General features: G+C 42.2%; 17 protein-coding genes. 10 read left to right on the top strand and 7 right to left on the bottom strand.

Annotated features, from left to right (window positions below; translation table 11 throughout):
• Nucleotides 1-11 precede the first annotated feature (11 nt).
• From ABF638_RS18015 to ABF638_RS18005, 3 genes are read right to left on the bottom strand one after another with little or no spacing between them, the layout of a single operon-like run.
• Nucleotides 12-584, bottom strand: a complete 573-nt coding sequence (locus tag ABF638_RS18015) for an ureidoglycolate lyase (protein WP_435024327.1) — start codon at nt 582-584, stop codon at nt 12-14.
• 4 nt (nt 585-588) lie between these two features.
• Nucleotides 589-1,443: a polysaccharide deacetylase family protein gene (locus ABF638_RS18010; RefSeq protein ID WP_435024325.1), complete on the bottom strand. Its 855-nt coding sequence runs from the start codon at nt 1,441-1,443 to the stop codon at nt 589-591.
• A gap of 11 nt (nt 1,444-1,454) precedes the next feature.
• Nucleotides 1,455-2,384, bottom strand: coding sequence for a polysaccharide deacetylase family protein (locus ABF638_RS18005; protein WP_435024322.1), 930 nt, complete (start codon nt 2,382-2,384; stop codon nt 1,455-1,457).
• A gap of 235 nt (nt 2,385-2,619) precedes the next feature.
• On the opposite strand from ABF638_RS18005, the gene ABF638_RS18000 reads away from it, so the two are divergent.
• From ABF638_RS18000 to ABF638_RS17990, 3 genes are all read left to right on the top strand, one after another.
• Nucleotides 2,620-2,766, top strand: a complete 147-nt coding sequence (locus ABF638_RS18000) for a hypothetical protein (protein WP_435024320.1) — start codon at nt 2,620-2,622, stop codon at nt 2,764-2,766.
• A gap of 249 nt (nt 2,767-3,015) precedes the next feature.
• Nucleotides 3,016-4,203, top strand: coding sequence for a DUF262 domain-containing protein (locus tag ABF638_RS17995; protein WP_435024318.1), 1,188 nt, complete (start codon nt 3,016-3,018; stop codon nt 4,201-4,203).
• Between the two features lie 4 nt (nt 4,204-4,207).
• Nucleotides 4,208-4,774, top strand: a complete 567-nt coding sequence (locus ABF638_RS17990; protein WP_435024316.1) for a HEPN domain-containing protein — start codon at nt 4,208-4,210, stop codon at nt 4,772-4,774.
• Nucleotides 4,775-4,855: 81 nt separating this feature from the next.
• On the opposite strand, the gene ABF638_RS17985 is transcribed toward ABF638_RS17990, so the two are convergent.
• The 3 genes from ABF638_RS17985 to ABF638_RS17975 all read right to left on the bottom strand — a co-directional run bounded on the left by ABF638_RS17985 (nt 4,856) and on the right by ABF638_RS17975 (nt 7,313).
• A complete protein-coding gene (locus ABF638_RS17985; protein WP_015136553.1) occupies nt 4,856-5,206 on the bottom strand; it encodes a DUF1257 domain-containing protein in 351 nt (116 codons plus the stop codon).
• A gap of 142 nt (nt 5,207-5,348) precedes the next feature.
• Nucleotides 5,349-6,860: a stress-responsive protein Ycf46 gene (gene ycf46, locus ABF638_RS17980; RefSeq protein WP_069074698.1), complete on the bottom strand. Its 1,512-nt coding sequence runs from the start codon at nt 6,858-6,860 to the stop codon at nt 5,349-5,351.
• 99 nt (nt 6,861-6,959) lie between these two features.
• Entirely contained in the window at nt 6,960-7,313 is a 354-nt protein-coding gene (locus ABF638_RS17975) for a hypothetical protein (RefSeq protein WP_435024312.1), read from the bottom strand.
• Between the two features lie 337 nt (nt 7,314-7,650).
• Here ABF638_RS17975 and ABF638_RS17970 point away from each other — a divergent pair, with 337 nt between their 5' ends.
• The 5 genes from ABF638_RS17970 to ABF638_RS17950 all read left to right on the top strand — a co-directional run bounded on the left by ABF638_RS17970 (nt 7,651) and on the right by ABF638_RS17950 (nt 13,681).
• A complete protein-coding gene (locus tag ABF638_RS17970) occupies nt 7,651-8,169 on the top strand; it encodes a hypothetical protein (RefSeq protein ID WP_435024310.1) in 519 nt (172 codons plus the stop codon).
• Between the two features lie 24 nt (nt 8,170-8,193).
• Complete coding sequence (locus tag ABF638_RS17965) at nt 8,194-8,373, top strand: hypothetical protein (RefSeq protein WP_435024308.1); 180 nt, start codon at nt 8,194-8,196, stop codon at nt 8,371-8,373.
• Nucleotides 8,348-9,502 (top strand): NAD-dependent epimerase/dehydratase family protein, encoded by a 1,155-nt coding sequence (locus ABF638_RS17960; RefSeq protein WP_435024306.1) that lies wholly within the window; start codon nt 8,348-8,350, stop codon nt 9,500-9,502. Before ABF638_RS17965 ends, ABF638_RS17960 begins: the two co-directional genes overlap by 26 nt.
• A gap of 234 nt (nt 9,503-9,736) precedes the next feature.
• Complete coding sequence (locus ABF638_RS17955; protein WP_435024304.1) at nt 9,737-10,867, top strand: glycosyltransferase family 4 protein; 1,131 nt, start codon at nt 9,737-9,739, stop codon at nt 10,865-10,867.
• Between the two features lie 174 nt (nt 10,868-11,041).
• Nucleotides 11,042-13,681 (top strand): GAF domain-containing protein, encoded by a 2,640-nt coding sequence (locus tag ABF638_RS17950; protein WP_435024302.1) that lies wholly within the window; start codon nt 11,042-11,044, stop codon nt 13,679-13,681.
• A gap of 93 nt (nt 13,682-13,774) precedes the next feature.
• On the opposite strand, the gene ABF638_RS17945 is transcribed toward ABF638_RS17950, so the two are convergent.
• Nucleotides 13,775-14,050: a DUF7219 family protein gene (locus ABF638_RS17945; RefSeq protein WP_435024300.1), complete on the bottom strand. Its 276-nt coding sequence runs from the start codon at nt 14,048-14,050 to the stop codon at nt 13,775-13,777.
• Between the two features lie 687 nt (nt 14,051-14,737).
• Between ABF638_RS17945 and purC the strand changes: the two genes are divergently transcribed.
• On the top strand, nt 14,738-15,475 hold the full coding sequence (gene purC, locus ABF638_RS17940; RefSeq protein WP_435024298.1) for a phosphoribosylaminoimidazolesuccinocarboxamide synthase: 738 nt from the start codon (nt 14,738-14,740) through the stop codon (nt 15,473-15,475).
• A 119-nt stretch (nt 15,476-15,594) separates the two neighbouring features.
• Nucleotides 15,595-18,189, top strand: a complete 2,595-nt coding sequence (locus ABF638_RS17935; RefSeq protein WP_435024296.1) for a BamA/TamA family outer membrane protein — start codon at nt 15,595-15,597, stop codon at nt 18,187-18,189.
• The last annotated feature ends 31 nt before the right edge of the window (nt 18,190-18,220 follow it).

Below are 18,220 nucleotides of genomic sequence, written 5' to 3'. Positions count from 1 at the left end.
GCAGAGGTTTTTCAAATATCTAGCTGAATTGTATAACCTAATCTTTTCGGTAGGGAAATCTTATAAACATCGCCTTGATTCATCTCGTCTGGTGTCTGCATTTGACTCAAGGCGGTGACGACTTCATCAGAATTTGCCGTGAGGATGATAACGGAGCGATCGCAAGCTATGGGAAAATCATGCCAAGTGCCAATATGCAGCAATAGTCCGTAGCCAGGAGGAAACCGCAGCGCTTTCACTTGATTTAAGTCTGGCAAGGTTTCGCCATTATCGTGATTAGGCGACGCTAAGACCATAATAAATGGTGATTGTCCCAAACCGATAAACATTTGGGTCATGTGTATATGGCGTTCTAGCCAGACAATCGGCGGATATCCTGGCATAATTTTGGCTGTTCGGAAAGTTGCTGTTCCCCGATAGGTAAAATCAATATTTTCGCCTTCTAGTACTCTTTCTTGATAAAAGGGAATTCCTAATCCGGGTTTGCTGACATCATCGCCTAAGAGATGTCCATAGGGTTTGATGTTTTCTGTATTGGCTTCGATTACGGGTATTTTTAGAATTTGGGTTTGTGAAAGAGTCATGATTTCATTGTGATTGATTTATCCAATTGTAAATACCTTCACCTGTCGTTAGCCAAGTATTAGGTTTATTTTTAATATGTAGTAAACATTGTTTTAAATATTTTAACCGTAGTGGTTGACCAACAATAAATGGATGCAAGCCAATCGCCATTACTCGTCCTTCAGATTCTCCATCTTGCCAAAGTTGGTCAAATTGGTCTGTTATTGCTTGGGCAAATTCTACACCAGAAAAGCGGTTACTCAAACACAAGCTAATATCATTTGCTTCGATAGTGTAAGGAATTGCCAACAACTGACCATTGGGTAATGGATACCAATAAGGTTGGTCATCGTTTACCCAATCAGCGGTATAAACAATTCCGGCTGAATGCAATAATTCAAAAGTTGACTCGGTAATCGAAAATCCTGGTGTTAACCAACCTTTAGGAGTTTTACCAGTAGCTTGACGGAGCAAAATTAGAGTTCTATCAATTATATCTATTTCTGTTTCCCGATCTATGCCACTATGTCCAGTGGAATTATTAATGCCATGCGCCATCACTTCCCAGCCATATTGCTGTATAGCTGCCATAATTTCGGGATAAAATGTACAAATATCACCATTAACTGCGGCTGTTACCGGAATTTTTAATTCATCAAATAGTTTAAACAAACGCCAAATACCAACGCGATTCCCATAGTCTCGCCAACCATAGTTAGCAATTTCTGGGTGACTATTTAAATGAGGTTGAATTGCTGTTCCTAGTTTGCCAAAAGTGAAATGTTCTACATTCATCACCACCCACACAGCAACTCTGGCATTATTCGGCAATTTTAATCCTGGACGTTGCGTAATTGGTTGAAAAGATGGAGGTTGCATTGTCTTTATCACTAATGATTCAGCTGATGGTTTGGATGTTCACCTTTTGTAACTGTAGGTGAAGCTACCTCCAGCAGGTTTTGTTCTTTGGCTTGCATTTCCAAAAGTTGGGGAATCGTCACAAATCGATAGCCTTGAGTCTTCAAACCTGCGATCATTCCTGGTAAAGCCTTAACAGATTTGGAACGGTTTCCGCCCCCATCATGCATCAGTACAATTGCACCAGGTTTAGCATATTTCAGCACATTTTTAACCAGCATTGCTACTTGAGGCGAACGAAGTCTAGCATCTCCCGACTCTTCAGACCACATTATGACAGCGTACTTCTCGTTTTTGGCATATTGGGCTAGTCCATTATTCAGAAAGCCACCAGGGGGGCGAAACAGAGTAGTTTTCTCTCCTGTAGTCTTGTAGATGATGTCTGCTGTGCGATCAATTTCACTAGCCGCAGTCGCCCCATCCATTTGAAAATACCAATGATGCCATGTATGGTTACCAATTACGTGACCATCAGCAGCCACTTGCTTGGCAACTTGGGGAAAATATTTCACCATTTGTCCGAGCATGAAGAACGTTGCCTTGACATCATTTTTCTTCAAAATTTCTAAAATCTGCGCCGTATTTTTGGGGCTGGGCCCATCATCAAAAGTTAGGGCGATAACTTTCTCATTTGCTTTGAGTTTTGCTTGATAAATGATTGTTCCCTGAAATGCCTTTGGCACTTGATTCATCTGGTCTGTAGCTGGGCTGATATTCTGTGCGGATGCACTTATCAGCTTGTTCTGACTAGCTTTACTACTCTCGCTTTTTGGCTTTACAATTCCCAGCAGATTTTCAAATCCGCTTGTAGCTAAAAGCAAACTGATAGCTAAACTACTAGCACCAGTAAGCAATGTAATGATTACTAATTTAAGTAACAAAGATAATTTACGACTGGACACATTGAATCTCCTCAAATAGTAGTTAACCAATAGGGTCAAGGACTTCGCAGACACCAGCTAAACCTGCTAATCCACCACTAATTAGGAGAGTTAGCTAAATAATGCGTAGGCATAGCCCGTCGTAGATATCGCTCTTTATCCCAGCATACACCGCAGTCTTGGGAATCGAACCAACTACCCGCACGCTGAAAACAAAAATTGAATCAGCATAGATATCAAGTACCGAAAACACTTTATGGAAAAAGACTTTCATGAAAATGAGCGTACAAAAGTGGATCTTCTGCGATCGCACATTACACATTACCAGAAACAAGCAAAATGTTATAGGTGTAGGGTTTGGGAAGCGATACCAGCGGAACTGCTAAAAAAAGTTGTGATTTAATTGCGTTCTGAGAGCGATCGCTTACAAGTTTTACAAGAAAAGATGCGAGAGTATATAGATAATGGGACACAACTTGGTTGATTAAGTGATAGAAAACAACGCCAAGTTTTTATTTATCGTCCTAATATTGCGGTTGAGGTATTAGATTACCCTAAAATACGGAACAAAGGAAGATGCTATAGATGTAAGGTCTAAGAGTATAATGTATTACTAACCTAACAGTGCATAGTAAAAGCAACAATTATTGTTATGGATAATAATTACCCTTTTGATGAAGAACAAATTTGGTTTAATGATTATGCTGACGAAGAGGATGATTTTCAAATTGACGAATATGATTTAACCTCTACACCAAATGATTTTAATGTAATAACGATTTACAATTTTATGGAATCTGGTGCTGTTAAAATACCAGGGTTTCAAAGAAATTATGTTTGGGATATAAGCAGAGCATCTAAGCTGATTGAATCAATAATTTTAGGTTTACCAATTCCACAAATTTTTCTATATGAAGAAGCAAGAAATAAGTTTTTAATTATTGACGGACAGCAACGATTAATGTCTATATACTATTTCATTAAAGGTAGATTTCCTCTTAAGGAGAAACGTGTTGAACTAAGAAGAATATTTGAAAAAGATGGTTCTATTCCTGATACAATCTTGAACAACGAAAATTATTTTAGTAAGTTTGATCTAAGTCTTACACAAAAGCTTCCCGAACAGCCTAATAAGTTTAAAGGACTTAATTACCACACTTTAGGTGACTACAAAACACAGTTTGAGCTTAGACCTATTCGGAACGTAATAGTTAAACAAAATTTCCCTAAAGATGATAGCTCTTCAATATATGAAATATTTAATCGTTTAAATTCGGGTGGTGTTAATTTGTATCCGCAAGAGATTAGAGCCAGCTTATATCATTCTCCTTTTTACGAAATGCTTAATCGTCTAAATATGGAAGAAGGATGGCGAAAATTATTACAAATGAATGAGCCAGATATTCATATGAAAGATGTTGAGCTTTTACTTCGAGGTTTTGCCATGCTGATTGATGGAGAAGACTATGCTCCTTCACTACCAAAATTTTTAAATAATTTTTCAAGAAAGAGTAGAAAAAACACTCAAGATCAAAATAATTATCTTGAGAACTTGTTTAAATCATTTCTAAGGCAGTTTGAATCTTTACCTGAAGATCCATTTATTGGAAAACGTAACAAACGCTTTCATATAGCACTTTTTGAAGCTGTATTTGCCAGTGTATGTAAACCAATATTTTTACAGCATGAGTTTTTAGATTCTCCTGTAGACATTAGTAAAATTAAGCAAATAGAAATCGATGGACAGTTTATAAAAGCTTCCTCAGAAGGCACAACAAAAAAGACAAATGTTGAAATTCGTTTAAAACGGGCTAAAGATATTTTAGGTATTCAAGGGTAGAAAAGTGCTAGAAGAAACAGGTGTTGATAGGCTCTATAGAGAGTTTAAAACTTTAATAGAATATCTTGAACAAGGAAATGAAATATCACTCCGAAATACAGTAGATGAAAATTTTAGAAAAGCTTTACTTTTATCCGCAGCAAGTTATTTTGAACACCGTATAACTAATGACATTCTCGAATACATGGGTGAAATATCTAACAAAAACGAGCTTTTAGTTTCCTTTGTGAATAATAAGGCTATAAGTAGACAATATCACACGTATTTCAGTTGGAAAGATACAAATGCAAATAGTTTTTTTGGTTTATTTGGTGATATATTTTCAAATTTTATCAAACAAGAAGTTAGAAATAGCGAACAGCTGAGTTCATCTATTAAGGCATTTCTTGAAATAGGACGCGAAAGAAATAGATTAGTTCATCAAGATTTTGGTACATTTTCTCTAGAAAAAACATCTGATGAAATCTATCTACTTTACAAAGATGCTCTAGTATTTGTGAATGATTTACCTGATAAACTTCGCCAATGCTTACAAAAAAATGAAGCCGAAAAAATAGGGACTGAGAAATAAATCTCAGTCCCGATAAAAAAGCGGGCTAACCGCTATTTATATGGTTAACCCGTGCAGCTTTGGGAACGCGCAGAGAAATTGTTATTGCAATACCAACTTCACATTGGCGTTTTGCAGACCGCGCTGTTTTACTTCAGCCAAAGTTTTGTTAACGGCATACTTTTGGTTGATTGAGTTGATCAACTCGGTTTGGTTGTGCTTCTTAGCAACGCCCCACAAGTCAGCGATTAGGTCAAAAGAACCATCGCTATTGCGAGACCAGCCGAGGTCATATTCGCCTTCCAACACGGCAACGATGTCAGAACGGACACGCTGACCGTTATAACCACGGACATCAGCTTCAGTCTTTACGCTGATACCGAGGTCGCGCAAAGAAGCTTTGAGGATTTCGGCATCGGTGATCTTGGTACGCAGGGTGCTAAAGTGAGACATTTGGGTTTCCTCCAATGAGAAGATTGAGAAAAACGACAACGGTTTGTTTTGGGCGAAGCCGCGCTTAATTAGGATGCGGCTTTTCTTATAACTGCTAGCATTTTCAGCTAGCCTTTCCCCCTGGGATGGCAGAGGAAAGCTTTTAAAACTCCATTCGCTGATATTCAGCTACGGAGGATGCTGCGGGGCGTGCACGCTGTCTGGCCCAATCTCTCAGAGCCGTTACTTGTTCTTGCATCGTTCGAGACAGCGGCAATGTTGCCTTCAGTGCAGCAATAATATCTAGTTGGGTGAACTCCCGATCTTGGGCAAAAGCTTCATACATTGCCGCAACGATCGCTTGCTCAACTTCTGCCCCAGAAAAGCCATCAGACATCTTAGCTAGTTGCTCAAGATCAAATCGAGAGATGTCTTCACGGCGTTTCGTCAGGTGGATATTAAAAATATCCTGCCGTTCTTCTGGTGTTGGCAGATCCACAAAGAAAATTTCATCAAAGCGTCCTTTCCTCAAAAACTCGCCAGGTAAGCGTTCTACTCGGTTGGCGGTTGCCATGACAAACACTGGTGACTTCTTATCTTGCATCCATGTGAGGAAAGAGCCGAAGATTCTACTTGAAGTCCCCCCATCAGAATCTGAGGAACCTCCACTACCAGCAAAGGATTTATCTAATTCATCGATAAACAAAATCGCTGGAGAAATAGATTCTGCTGTTTTCAGGGCGTTTCGCAGATTTGCCTCACTTCGTCCCACCATTGAGCCGTCGTAGACTCGCCCCATATCCAACCGCAACAGTGGTAAACCCCACAGCCGGGAAGTAGTTTTGGCAATCAATGACTTACCACAACCGGGAACACCTAGAATTAACATCCCCTTTGGTTGAGGCAAACCATACTCTCTCGCTCTTTCTGTGAAAGCGTTAGAGCGTTGCTTGAGCCATCTTTTTAACTCTTCTAAGCCACCTACAGCATCAATGGTTTCATCTTCTTCAATGTATTCTAAGATGCCGTTGCGCCGAATTAGCTGCTTTTTCTCAGATAAAACGATATCTACTTCATCTTCCGTCAATCGCCCTGTTGTTACCTGTGCCTTACGGTAGACTTTCTCAGCTTCATCTTTAGTTAGACCCAAAGCAGCTCTGAGTAGTTTTTCTCTGGCTTCTGTTGTCAGCCGCCGACCACGATTTTGCTCTATATGGTGAGTTAGTACTTTATTCAACTCAACCATATCTGGCAAGGTAAAGTCGAGAACGACAACTTCCTTTTCCAGTTCTATAGGCACTTGTTGCATCGGAGACATCAAAACGATGTTCTTCTGCATACCTTTGAAACTAGCGATCGCATCACGCAACGATCTGTTAGTCGCAGGCGCATCTATAAAGGGATGTAAATCTTTAAGAATAAATATACTTGGTTCTTTCTGCCTAATGATCCACTCAATCGCCGCCTCTGGAGACACGGTATTATGTTGGGTGACATTCCGGGGTTGACCATACTCCACAATCCCGTGTGTTACTGTCCAAATAAATACTCGGCGCTGGGGCTTTAACAACTGAGCGATTGTGGAAATTGCTTGCTCGGCCCTCTCTTCCTCGGAGGTCACAAGGTAGATTAAAGGGTATTGAGCTTGAATTAGGATATTGAGCTCTTCTTTCATACTTCGACCTACTTGAGACCTTATAGAGACAGTAGAGACATTGCTTCTGGTAAAGACAACCGAATCATGAATGAATAATTCATAATTCCTATCTATTATTTAGCAAGGAACTAACTCTTCCTCACCTTTGGGATTGGTTTCATCTTCATCCATCTCATCAATGGAAAGATGCTCTTGACCAACTAATCCTGGTTGATTGCCCAAAGCAACCAGTTCCCCATCACGTAAGACTAGTGAACTATCACAAGTTGGGCATGAATAAACTCTATGAGTCCGCCCATAAGAAGAATCTTCTGCCTCGTCAACCAATTCTGAATTAGATAGGTAAAAAACGAGGGCACGTTCGGCAAGCTCTGACATTGGTTCGGAATCGACTGCTGAACGAATCTTCAGTTTCTTGTGCAACTCTGGCGATAAATACAAAGTGACCTTTTGCTTAGTTTGCGTTTGCATATAACTCTTTAACGGTCTTACCCGGGTATGTATATCAAGTTATAGGTTCTTTTATTAGTTGTCAAGACAGTAAAGCGTTTTGACGCCAATTTTGTTACATTCGTTTACATTCTCGACTGAGATGCTATTTACAAATAGCCATCATCAACTGTATACAGCAGAAAATTTCATGGGTTGTGGTTCGTAGTCAGTGGCTCTAACTCTTGAAATTGAGCGATTTATCGCTGACTACAAATCTAATGTGGCAGACTACTAGTTGGCTGATTGAGAATGGTGCAATCTCTGAGTTTCTGGTATTTCTATAAAATCAGTGACTTTGACAAAATGTGTAATGTAAATGGCGACTGCTAATAAAACCTGTAGTTTGGGGCGAATAATTTATCGGTTTGCCGCCAGCGTTAGCGGAGTCATTGCCCTGTTAATAATTCTGTGGGGTTGTACTGCAAATGATTTTAACGCCGGAGCGATCGCCTGGAAAACTTATAGCAACTCCCGTTATGGCTTTGAATTTCCATATCCGAGTAACTGGACTTCTTTAGCAGCCTCAGAAAATGGTGATGGAATTGCGTTTATTTCACCACAGGATAACTCAGTGGAAATTCGGGGATGGGCAAGTCATCAGCTACCAAATGCTCAAGAGTCTGTGAAAAAGATGAAACACAACTTTCAAACCACCCAAGGAGTATCTGGGGTAATGGTTGTAGAAGTTGATCAACAAGTAGGTTCAATGACACTGACACTAACTCAGAATCAAGTGAAATACTATTTGCAGGGACGAAGCAAGAGCCAAGAATTTCCAGATTACTATCGTTTGTTTTATTACATTGCCCAGCAGTATCGGATTTTAAAGTTCTGAAATATGGGCATTGGACATTTAGTTGTGAATTCTTCTCCCGCTTCTCCCCATGCTTCCCCTACTCCCTACTTCTTCTCCACTCTCCAATTCCCCAAAATCCACATTTCCCCCAAAATGATGATTAAGAGGGGACAGAAACCTGGTAGATTTAGCTATCAGCGAGTAAAAACTGGTGAAGATGAAAGTCCTGGTTATTGGTGGTGATGGATATTGCGGTTGGGCAACTGCTCTTTACCTTTCCAATCGAGGTTATGAAGTTGGAATTTTAGATAGTTTGGTGCGGCGGCACTGGGATAATGAACTTGGTGTTGAAACTCTCACTCCGATCGCACTAATTCAACAACGTCTCCAGCGCTGGCAAGATTTGACGGGTAAATCGATCGACTTGTTCATCGGCGATATTACGAATTACGAGTTTCTCCATAAAACATTACAGCAATTTCAGCCAAATGCTCTGGTGCATTTTGGCGAACAGCGTTCGGCCCCATTTTCCATGATTGACCGAGAACATGCAGTTGTTACCCAGGTCAATAATGTAGTTGGGACGTTGAACTTACTGTACGCCATGCGGGAAGATTTCCCCGACTGTCATTTGGTGAAGCTGGGAACGATGGGCGAATACGGGACACCCAACATCGATATAGAAGAAGGGTATATCACCATTGAACACAATGGACGCAAGGATACCCTACCTTATCCCAAGCAGCCCGGTTCAATGTACCATCTAAGCAAAGTTCATGATAGTCATAACATCCACTTTGCTTGCCGGATTTGGGGATTGCGGGCAACAGATTTAAATCAGGGTATAGTTTATGGCGTCTTAACCGAAGAAACGGGAATGGACGAACTATTGATTAATCGCCTGGATTACGATGGTGTGTTTGGTACAGCACTGAACCGCTTTTGTATTCAAGCAGCAATTGGACATCCGTTAACTGTCTACGGTAAAGGTGGGCAAACTCGCGGATTTTTGGATATTCGGGATACAGTAAGATGTGTAGAATTAGCGATCGCTAACCCTGCACAACCAGGTGAATTCCGCGTATTTAACCAATTTACCGAACAATTCAGCGTCGGCGACTTGGCCTTGATGGTGAAAAAAGCTGGTAACGCTATGGGATTGAGCGTAGAAATCAATCACCTAGATAATCCCAGAGTTGAAAAAGAAGAACATTATTTCAACGCTAAAAATACAAAATTGCTCGATTTAGGTTTACAGCCTCACTTGCTCTCTGATTCTCTACTCGATTCTCTGTTAAACTTTGCCATCAAGTATCAGAAACGAGTTGATCACAAACAAATTCTGCCTAAAGTCTCTTGGCACAGAAATTAAGTTAAACCCCAGTAAATCGTGGGTCTAAAATTGGTCGTCGTATTTTAGCACAATATGACGACCAACCAGTTATTATTTATCAGGCGTATCGTCCAGCTACTACTAAATATTGCCGTTTACTACAGTTATTTTGACTGTGCAAAATTGATTGCAGCACACGAGACAGTTTATTCTGTCTTTAAAGCAAAATGCACTCTTAAGCTGAGATTATCTGCCTGGACTGAATAGTTTTATATGAGAATTGCTCTATTTACCGAAACCTTTTTACCCAAGGTTGACGGCATTGTAACGCGCCTGCGCCATACTGTTGATCATCTACAGCGTAGTGGTAATCAAGTGATGGTGATTGCCCCTGATGGAGGCATCACAGAACACAAAGGCGCTAAAGTTTACGGCGTTAGTGGCTTTCCTCTGCCATTGTATCCAGAATTGCAAATGGCATTACCCCGCCCAGCTATTGGTTATGTTTTAGAAGAGTTTAAGCCAGATGTTATTCATGTCGTAAATCCAGCCGTTTTGGGTTTAGCAGGCATATTCTACAGTAAAATCCTCAAAATACCCTTAGTGGCGTCTTACCATACCCATTTACCCCAATATCTCCAGCATTATGGCTTGGGTATGCTGGAAGGTGTTCTTTGGGAACTATTGAAAGGCGCTCATAATCAAGCAGCGTTGAATCTATGTACCTCCACAGCAATGATAGAGGAACTGACAGCACACGGTATTGAACGTGTAGATTTATGGCAGCGTGGGGTAGATACGGAATTATTTCACCCCGATTTAGCTAATGTAGAGATGCGATCGCAGCTATCACAAAATCATCCAGAAAGTCCATTGCTACTTTACGTTGGACGGCTTTCTGCTGAAAAAGAAATTGAGCGCATCAAACCAATTTTAGAGGCAATTCCCCAAGCGCGGTTAGCATTGGTTGGGGATGGGCCCCACCGTCAAGCACTGGAAAAACACTTTGCTGGCACAAACACTTATTTTGTTGGGTATCTCATGGGGCAAGAATTAGGTTCTGCCTTTGCAAGTGCTGATGCCTTTATCTTTCCCTCCCGTACAGAAACACTAGGCTTAGTACTACTAGAAGCAATGGCAGCTGGCTGTCCAGTGGTAGCAGCCCGTTCGGGGGGAATTCCTGATATTGTGACAGATGGGGTAAATGGATATCTTTTTGAGCCAAAAGCAGATGTTCAAGGAGCGTTAGCTGCTACTGTTCGCCTTTTAGAACAAAAACAACAACGAGACATCATTCGTCAAAATGCTCGCCAGGAAGCAGAAAGTTGGGGTTGGGCAGCTGCCACCAGGCAGCTACAAGATTATTACCAAAAGGTGATATTTTCTCAACAGTTGGCAAAATAGGGGAGTGGGGAGATGAGGGAGCAGGGGAGGCAGGGGGAGCAGGGGAGGCAGGGGAAGAAGAATTAATAACCATGCCCTATGTGCTATGCCCAAAACAGACTTATGATACAAGCCCATTTATTTATGGGGATTATTAATTTTGAATTTTGAATTTTTAATTCGGAGCGAAGCGACGTGACACTCCCCAATCCTGGCAGCGTCTTGGCTACATTAACTGAACTGACTCAAGTTAATCGTACTCACGCTCTACTGCGTCGCGTCAAAGACTTATCTGTTAATGAATTTGTTTGCTTACTCGACTTCATAACTGCTGAGTTCCAGCAATTTCTTAGAGCTATTGAACTGATCAATAATGAAGCTCTAGAAACTATGTTGGAGAAGGTGCTAGAAGCTATCACACTCAAAATTGGTCAAATACTGCAAGCAGAACACACAGCCATTTTTTTAGTTGACTATGACAAAGGTCAATTGTGGTCAAAAGTTCCTCAAGATAATAGCCAGAAATTTTTAGAAATTCGTACTCCCATTACAGTGGGTATCCCCGGTCATGTTGCCAGTACCGGTCAATATCTCAATATATCTGAAACTTATACTCATCCTCTATTTAGCCCAGAACTTGAAAAACAAATGGGCTACAAAATCCGTAATATTTTATGTATGCCTGTTATTAGTAGCAAAAATCAGACTGTCGCAGTAGTGCAACTGGCTAATAAAACCGGGAATGTTCCGTTTAATCATGATGATGAAGAACGTTTTCGAGACTTTGCTGCTTCTATTGGTATTATTCTGGAAAGCTGCCAATCTTTTTATGTAGCCGCTCGTAATCAAAGAGGCGCAACAGCTTTGTTGCGGGCAACTCAGACACTGGGCCAAAGTCTTGATTTAGAAGCAACTTTGCAGATAGTCATGGAACAAGCTCGGATTTTAATGCAAGCAGACCGCAGCACACTGTTTTTATATCGTAAAGAGATGAGCGAACTCTGGACGAAAGTTGCAGCGGCGGCGGATGGCACAAACTTGATAGAAATCCGCATTCCCGCTAACCGTGGCATTGCTGGTTATGTAGCTTCCACTGGTGAAGCCTTAAATATTTCCGATGCCTATAAAGATCCCCGCTTTGACCCAACGACAGATAGCAAAACTGGTTATGTTACTCGCAATATCCTGTGTTTGCCAGTATTTAATTCTGCAAATGAATTGATTGGGGTCACTCAATTAATCAATAAGCAACAAAGCAGTTTTACTGCTTCTGATGAAGAATTTATGCGGGCTTTTAATATTCAGGCAGGAATTGCTTTAGAAAATGCCCGCCTGTTTGAAAATGTGCTGTTAGAAAAACAGTATCAAAAAGACATTTTACAAAGTCTGTCAGATGCGGTGATTTCTACAGATATGGCAGGACAGATTGTTACGATTAATGATGCGGCCCTGGAATTGCTGGGTTGTCCGATAGGAGATGCTAATAGCAAGAACAACAAGCTGTTGTGGGAACAAAATTTGATTGGCCGCTTAGTTTGGGAAGTTGTGCCAATTGAAAATCTCCAAATGCGACTAGAAGATAGTTTAAAAACTGGAGCTAAACATTATGTGCCAGAGCAAAGTTTGATACTGGGACTTTATCAAGTCCTGACTCCTGAATGTCGAGTGCTGACTGAAACTCAGCACTGGCTCAACGCCACGCTACCACTAACAGCACGGGCTAAAAGCCCCATTAACAGCACTCAGCACTCAATCTTAGCAGTACCCGATCGCACTAACCCCGATTTTTTCATTCCCTGGAATCTACCCCTCACTCCCCAATCTGAATTTCTCACCGCTGATGAAGTACAAACACTAGAGCGCAGTATCAATCTCACCGTTAATCCCCTAACTAACCCAGAAGGCGGTGTCCGCGGTGGTTTGGTGGTATTGGAAGACATTAGTCAGGAAAAACGGATGAAAACTACCATGTCTCGCTACCTGACGCCCCATGTAGCCGAGCAAGTGATGGCACTAGGGGAAGACGCTTTAATGGTGGGTGAGCGCAAGGAAGTAACCATCTTGTTTTCTGATATCCGGGGCTACACAACACTTACGGAAAATCTCGGTGCAGCTGAAGTGGTATTGCTGCTCAATCAGTATTTTGAAACAATGGTGGAGGCAGTTTTTAACTATGAAGGCACTCTCGATAAATTTATTGGTGATGCCTTAATGGCGGTATTTGGTGCGCCGCTACCACTGACAGAAAATCATGCGTGGAGGGCTGTGCAGTCAGCATTAGATATGCGACGCCGCCTAGAGGAATTTAACCAGCGGCGAATTGTCCAGGCGCAGCCACAAATTCGTATTGGTATTGGGATTAGTTCTGGGGATGTGGTTTCGGGTAATATTGGTTCCCGCAAACGGATGGATTACACCGTAATTGGGGATGGTGTAAATTTGAGTTCGCGCTTGGAAGCAGTAACCAAGGATTATGGCTGTGATATTCTTTTAAGTGAATTTACTTACCAATTGTGCAGCGATCGCATTTGGGTACGTCAGTTAGATAAAATCCGAGTCAAAGGGAAACACCAGGCTGTAAATATCTACGAGTTAATTGGCGATCGCAATACTCCCCTAGATGCCAAAATCCAAGAGTTTTTGTTTCACTATCATACTGGACGCGCGGCTTATTTATCGCGCAACTTCTCACAAGCGATCGCCAGTTTTAAAGCCGCTAAATGCATCCAACCCAAAGACCAAGCTGTTGATATCCACCTAGAACGTGCACATAATTATCAACAAACGCCGCCCCCAGAGTCCTGGGATGGTGTCTGGACAATGCTTACTAAGTAGTCGTCATGGGGCATGGGGAATTGGTTATTAATTTTGCTCCCCTGCTCCCCTGCTCCCCTGCTCCCTCATCTCCCTCATCTTTGCGTCTCGCCTTCAACCTTGAACCTCTCCCTGGTCATCCTGAAACGGGTCTTCGCCAATTCGCAGTTCTTTCTTTGAGTGTTTCAACTGTTTCCATAGCTCCTTTATTTGTCTGTAAGCTTCACCTGGAGGCAGTTTTCCACCTGTTTCTAAATTGCAAATGTAGCTTACTCGCTGGGCAAATTCCTGTAGATTTGCATTAAAAACCAAGTTTTCAGGCTTTACCTGACCGTAGTAGCGGCCACGAGGAAAGAGAAAATCATCTTTGTTCACTATGTTTTTTTCCATTTATTCAATTTTCTTTGTGTTTGGATCTCTTAAGCTGACTCACTAGCTGCCTTGATCTTTACTTTCGTCAGATTTGGGGAAATCAAATCATTCAACTCCTTTTTCAATTGGCGATGCCGGAATTGGTTGACTCAGATTTTGATACTAAAGGAGAAAGCTTAAAATACTTTTGTTGTAAATGTTACAGAAAAAAGTTTCTGCTAAAGTAACTAGAGAGAATATTTGATTTTCCTCCCAGTTGTCAATTTATCTCATCTTAATTTATGAAGTTCCAATTGTAATTAACTTCAGTCGAAACCCGGAGTCAAAAACTATTAAAACATATCCGTATATCTTGCTAAAATTTTACCCGCAAGAATAGCTACATTTTAAACTGTAAAACTACTTAGAAGAATATACTAGATACCAAAGCTAATTGTCCTCTGTTAAAAGTTAGAGATTTAGTAGTGAATATTTAGCAGAGGTTTTCCAGAACCCGTGAAAAGTCAGATTCAGCAATCTGAGGGGCGTTGGGCATGGTTATTTTCCTTGTCCTCCTTGTCCCTTTTATTTCCCTTGTTTTCCTCTGCCCAATTATCGGTAGCTCCGCTTCCTCTTCAACAATGGCTAATAGTTAATAACTAAAGATAAAATGGTGAAGCCTCAAAGGACAATTTGTGTCCATCGCCTAAAACTTTACCTGCCACCATGTCTGTTAATTCCAAGTTATACGAAGGCAAAGCTAAAATTCTCTATACAACGGACGATCCGGAAATCCTGTTGGCTGATTTTAAGGACGACGCCACGGCGTTTAACGCCCAAAAACGTGGCAATATCGAAGGTAAAGGAAAAATAAATTGTAGCATTTCCAGCCAGCTTTTTAAACAGCTAGAGGCTTATGGTATAAAGACTCACTTTATCGATAGCCCTGCCCCGAATCAGATGCGGGTGAGAGCAGTAAAGATTTTACCCTTAGAAGTGGTGATCAGAAATATTGCTGCTGGTAGTCTGTGTCAGCAAACAGGTTTACCAGTGGGTACAATTCTGAAACAGCCAATGGTTGAGTTTTATTACAAAAACGATCAGTTAGGAGATCCATTATTGACACGCGATCGCCTATACCTGCTAGAACTAGCTACTGCGGAACAAGTAGACGCAATTACACATCTTGCATTGCAAATCAACGAATTTCTCAAGAATTTTTGGCAGCGGTGCGGCATTACTCTAGTAGACTTCAAACTAGAATTTGGTTTGGACTCACAACAGCAGTTGCTCTTGGCAGATGAAATTAGCCCCGACACCTGCCGTTTGTGGGATACCGCAGAAGAAGACTTAAACCGCCGGGTAATGGACAAAGACCGTTTTCGCCGAGACTTAGGAAATGTAGAGGATGCTTACCAGGAGGTTTTACAAAGAGTGCTAAAAGCAGTAGAGAGTAATAGTTAAGTGGGTAAAAATCAATTAAACTCGTGTGGATTGTCATTTGTCAGTTGTCCTTTGTTGTTCACCAATGACTAATGACTAATTGTGATGGTGTGTGGTCGTGAAGAGGAATCATAAGTAAAATGCGTTTATCTCCCGTATTGCTGGCAGTAGTAGCAATTACAGTCCCTTTGGGCGGTTCATTGAGTGCAAATGCAGAAACCGCCAACAGTTCAAAACAGACAACAGAAGTTTTGACACTAGAAACGAATCAGCAGCCAGAAAAGGATACTGGTCAGGTTGACTCTAGTAAAAGTTTAGAATCTCGATCTAATTCCACTGGGGTTATAGAGGCGGAGAAATCCCGCATTGTTGCAGTTTATCCTGCCAATCCAGCAGCGATGCCTGGGTTGGGCTACGCCTACACGACCCCAGGGTTAATAGTGCCAACCTCCACAACATCAAAAACGGCACAAACCCCTGAAATAGCTCCTAGCCCTACTCAACAGCCGTCTCCCGCTCCAGACATTCCACCGCCAGAAATTCAACAAACAACGCCTTCCCCAACTCCTGAGACAACTCCAGTCCCAGAAAATGTCAACCCCCCTGTAACAGAACCTGTATTACCCACAATTCCAGGAGATACTCAACAGCCATCTCCCACTCTTGATATTCCACTCCCAGGTAGTCAACAACGAACACCTGCCCCAAGCCCAGGAACTCCAGGAGATATTCAACAGCCATCTCCCACTCCCGACATTCCATTTCCAGATAGTCAACAACGAACACCGGCCCCAAACCCAGGTGCTACTCCCAGTCCGGAGAATGTTAACCCGTCGACAACTCCCGAAGACACTCAACCCAACACAGCCCCAGAAGCCAATGACCCCCGCGTACTGGTGTCGGAAGTAGTAATTAGATCACAGACTGGGCAACTATCATCAGAATTAGAAGACCAAGTTTACAGAGTAATTCGTACCCAACCAGGACAAACGACAACCCGCAGCCAACTGCAAGAAGATATTAACGCCATCTTTGGGACTGGCTTCTTCTCCAACGTCCAAGCAGCGCCAGAAGATACCCCCTTGGGAGTGCGGGTGAGCTTTGTTGTGCAGCCTAACCCCGTCCTGAGCAAAGTAGAAGTGCAAGCCAATCCTGGCACTGGTGTCGCTTCTGTACTCCCAGCTAATACTGTGGATGAAGTATTTAAGGATCAGTATGGCAAAATCCTCAACTTGCGTGACTTGCAAGAAGGCATCAAGCAGTTAAACAAGCGGTATCAAGACCAAGGTTATGTACTAGCCAACGTGATTGGAGCGCCACAAGTCTCTGAAAGCGGAGTTGTTACCTTACAAGTAGCAGAAGGGGTAGTAGAGAATATTAGAGTCCGGTTCCGCAATAAAGATGGTCAGGAGACAGACGAGAAAGGACAACCAATTCGGGGACGAACACAGGATTACATCATTACACGAGAAGTGGAGTTGAAGCCAGGACAAGTATTCAATCGCAACACAGTCCAAAGAGACTTACAGCGCGTGTATGGACTGGGACTGTTTGAAGATGTGAATGTGTCCCTTGACCCTGGTACTGACCCCAGCAAGGTAGATGTAGTAGTGAATGTCGCTGAACGTAGCAGCGGTTCTATTGCGGCTGGGGCAGGGATTAGTTCTGCCAGCGGACTTTTTGGAACAGTTAGCTATCAACAGCAAAACCTGAATGGTAGGAACCAAAAACTGGGGGCAGAAGTGCAGGTGGGAGAACGGGAACTGCTGTTTGACTTGCGGTTCACCGACCCCTGGATTGCGGGAGATCCTTACCGGACTTCTTACACAACCAATCTTTTCCGCCGTAGTTCCATTTCGTTGATTTTTGATGGCAAAGATCAAGATATTAGAACATTTGACCCAGTTAATCCTAGTAATACAGATTCTCAAGATCGCCCCCGTATTCTCCGTCTAGGTGGTGGTGTCACCTTTACCCGTCCCCTATCTGCTAATCCCTACAAAAGTTCAGTATGGACTGCCTCAGCGGGTTTCCAGTATCAACGAGTTTCAGCCCGTGATGCCGAAGGCGATGTCAGAGAAAATGGTGCAGTATTCGATGATAATGGCAACCTTATCCCCGGAACAGATGTTCCATTGAGCTTCTCTGGTTCAGGTGAAGATGATTTAGTACTATTGCAACTAGGGGCACAGCGCGATCTCCGTAATAACCCTCTGCAACCCACTAGCGGTTCTTACCTCCGCTTCGGGGTAGACCAATCAGTGCCTGTGGGACAAGGTAACATTTTCCTTACCAGATTGCGGGGTAGCTACAGTCAATATTTACCTGTCCAATTGATTAACCTCAGCAAAGGGGCACAAACTTTAGCATTTAATGTGCAAGCAGGAACTATCCTTGGTGACTTGCCTCCCTATGAAGCCTTTACCATTGGCGGTAGCAATTCCGTTCGGGGTTATGAAGAAGGAGCATTAGGTAGTGGACGCTCTTATGTGCAAGCATCAGTTGAGTATCGGTTTCCAGTTTTTTCAGTAGTCAGCGGCGCACTATTTTTTGATCTCGGCACTGACTTGGGAACTAGTACTAGGGCGGCTGAAGTATTGAACAAAAATGGCAGTGGCTTCGGCTATGGTCTTGGCGTTCGCGTCCAGTCTCCACTGGGGCCAATTCGGATTGACTACGGTATTAACGATGATGGTGATAGCCGGATTAATTTCGGTATTGGCGAAAGATTTTAATTTGTCATTAGTCAGTTGTCATTAGTCAGTT

This window comes from Nostoc sp. CALU 1950, from assembly GCF_051172895.1.
Taxonomy (GTDB): domain Bacteria; phylum Cyanobacteriota; class Cyanobacteriia; order Cyanobacteriales; family Nostocaceae; genus Nostoc; species Nostoc edaphicum_A.
Note: the sequence above shows the minus strand (reverse complement) of the source record. Positions and strands in the feature narration are given on the sequence as shown.